Source organism: Mesorhizobium sp. M7A.F.Ca.CA.004.06.1.1 (genome assembly GCF_003999135.1).
GTDB lineage: Bacteria > Pseudomonadota > Alphaproteobacteria > Rhizobiales > Rhizobiaceae > Mesorhizobium.
This window is the reverse complement of record NZ_RZPQ01000814.1, coordinates 1-2,557: the sequence shown is the minus strand read 5'-3', so window position 1 is coordinate 2,557 and position 2,557 is coordinate 1. Positions and strand designations below refer to the sequence as shown.

Genomic DNA, 2,557 nt, shown 5'->3' with positions numbered 1-2,557 from the left:
CTTTCTTGCGACGGCGGTGATTGGCGAAACCGGTGGTGACAGCGTCCCTCTCCCCGTATAGGGACGGGGAGAGGATGCCGGCAGGCAGGTGAGGGGCAGCGCCGACCTCAATCACCCACACTCTGCATCTTCCGCTTTTCGTCATACGCCTTGCGCGCCGCGTTGACCTGCGGCCGTACAGACACTTCCGGCACCGCCACGTCCCACCAATGGCCGCCGGCATCCGTGGAAACCAGCGGGTCGGTGTCGATGACGAGCACCGTTGTGCGCGTATTCTTCCTGGCTTGTGCCAGCGCGTTTTCCAGCCCGGCGATCGACGGCACTTTCTCGGCGATCGCCCCCATGCTCGCCGCATGCGCGGCAAAGTCGATGTCGGGCAGAACCTCGTGGCGCGAGTCCTTCAGCAGATTGTTGAAGTTGGCGCCGCCGGTCGCCATCTGCAGCCGGTTGATGCAGCCATAGCCTCTGTTGTCGAGCAGCACGATAGTGAGCTTGAGGCCGAGCATCACCGAGGTGGCGATTTCGGAGTTCATCATCAGGTAGGAGCCGTCGCCGATCATGACGACGATCCCCTCGCCGGGCTTCGCCATCTTGGCTCCGAGCCCGCCGGCAATCTCGTAGCCCATGGTCGAGAAGCCATATTCGCCATGATACGATCCGGGCGCGCCCGCCTGCCAAAGTTTGTGCAATTCGCCCGGCAACCCGCCGGAGGCATTCAGCAGCGTCACACCGGAGCCCATGGCGCGCTGCACGGCGCCGATCACCTGCGCGTCGGACGGGTAGGCGGCATTGGTCGACGCCGTCACCTTGGCCGCCTCGGCCTGCCAGGCCTTCTTGCCGGAGGACGCATTGTCGGTCCAGCTTGCCGGCGCCTTCCAGCCCTTCAGCGCAGCACTGAGTTCGGCCAGGCCCTCGGCCGCATCGGCGACCAGTGGCAGGGCGCGGTGCTTGCCGGCGTCGAAGGGCTGCACGTTGAGCCCGATGATGGTCTTGCCCGAATTCTTGAACAGCGCCCACGAACCGGTGGTGAAGTCCTGCAGACGCGTGCCGATGGCCAGCACGACATCGGCTTCCTCAGCCAACCGGTTGGCGGCAGAAGTTCCGGTGACGCCGACCGCCGCCATGTTGAGCGGATGGTCGTCCGGCAACGAGGATTTGCCGCCTTGCGTCTCGCAGACCGGGATGCCGGCGCTCTCGGCGAATTTCGCCAGTTCGTCCGACGCCTGCGAATAGAGGACGCCGCCGCCGGCGATCACCAGCGGCTTTTTTGCGCCCTTCAGCGCCGCTACCGCGGCGGCAAGCTCATGGCGATCCGGGCGCGGCCGGCGCTGGTGCCAGACCCTCTCGGCAAAGAAACTCTCGGGGTAGTCGTAGGCCTCGGCCTGCACGTCCTGGCACAGAGACAGCGTCACCGGGCCGCATTCGGCCGGATCGGTCAGCACGGCCATGGCGCGGCTGAGCGCAGGAATGATCTGCTCCGGCCGGGTGATGCGGTCGAAATAGCGTGAAACCGGACGGAAGCAGTCATTGACCGTAGCCGTGCCGTCGGAGAAATCCTCGGCCTGCTGCAGCACCGGATCTGGGATGCGGTTGGCGAAGACGTCGCCCGGCAAAAACAGGACGGGCAACCTGTTTACATGGGCGAGCGCCGCCGCCGTCACCATGTTGAGCGCGCCGGGGCCGATCGAAGAGGTCGCGGCCATGAAGCGGCGGCGGAAATTGGCCTTGGCGTAGGCGATCGCCGCATGCGCCATCGCCTGTTCATTGTGGGCGCGGAAGGTCGGCAGCTCGTCGCGCAGCTGATAAAGCGCCTCGCCGATGCCGGCGACATTGCCGTGGCCGAAGATCGCCCAGACGCCGCCGAAGATCGGGACTTTGCTCCCGTCGATCTCGGTCATCTGGCGTGACAGGAAGCGGGTCAGCGCCTGCGCCATTGTCAGGCGGATTGTCTTGCTCATGGTGTTTTCCTCCGCAGTCCTATTCCGCGCCTTCTTATGCCGCCTTGCGGCCGCGCTCGGCAAGCCACGCATCCGTCAACTGTTCGAAGCGCTGCGCCATGTCGGCGATCGCCTCGTTATCCGACATCTTGCCGGCCAGCCATTGTTCGGCCGCATGGACGAAGATGGTGCGGCCGACGGCAAAGCCCTTGACGATGGGCGCCTTGGCGGTGGCGGCGAACGCCGCTTCCAGCTCGTCCTGCGGCGCTTCCAGGCCCAGCAGCACGACGCCGCGGCACCACGGGTCGTGCTTCAGGATGACGGCCTCGATCTTCGCCCAGGCGCCGCTCGACGCCTGCGGCTCGAGCTTCCACCAGTCCGGCTTGATGCCGAGCGCATAGAGTTCCTCCAACGCGCGCGGGATCGTCGTGTCGTCGAGCTTGCCATGTTTGCCGGCAATGATCTCGATGAGAAGTTCCCTGCCGACCTTCCGCGCGCCTTCGAACAGGGCGCGCAACTTCTGCTGCTGTTCTTCCTTCAGCGCCGCCGGATCGTCGGGGTGATAGAAACACAGGCATTTGATGCAATGGTCGACCGGCCATTCGACAAGCTGCGAGCCG

Annotated in this window: 2 protein-coding genes; both read right to left on the bottom strand. The window is 65.4% G+C overall.

Going from position 1 to position 2,557, the window contains the following annotated elements; all coding sequences use genetic code 11:
* Positions 1-107: 107 nt before the first annotated feature.
* Positions 108-1,958 (bottom strand): 3D-(3,5/4)-trihydroxycyclohexane-1,2-dione acylhydrolase (decyclizing), encoded by a 1,851-nt coding sequence (gene iolD, locus EN906_RS30525; RefSeq protein ID WP_127271234.1) that lies wholly within the window; start codon positions 1,956-1,958, stop codon positions 108-110.
* 34 nt (positions 1,959-1,992) lie between these two features.
* On the bottom strand, positions 1,993-2,557 hold a 565-nt coding region (locus EN906_RS30520), incomplete at its 5' end, for a DUF2090 domain-containing protein (RefSeq protein WP_127375624.1).

Coding starts and splice junctions, on each gene's coding strand:
- iolD (WP_127271234.1), bottom strand. CDS start 1,958: ATGAGCAAGACAATCCGCCTGACAATGGCGCAGGCGCTGACCCGCTTC.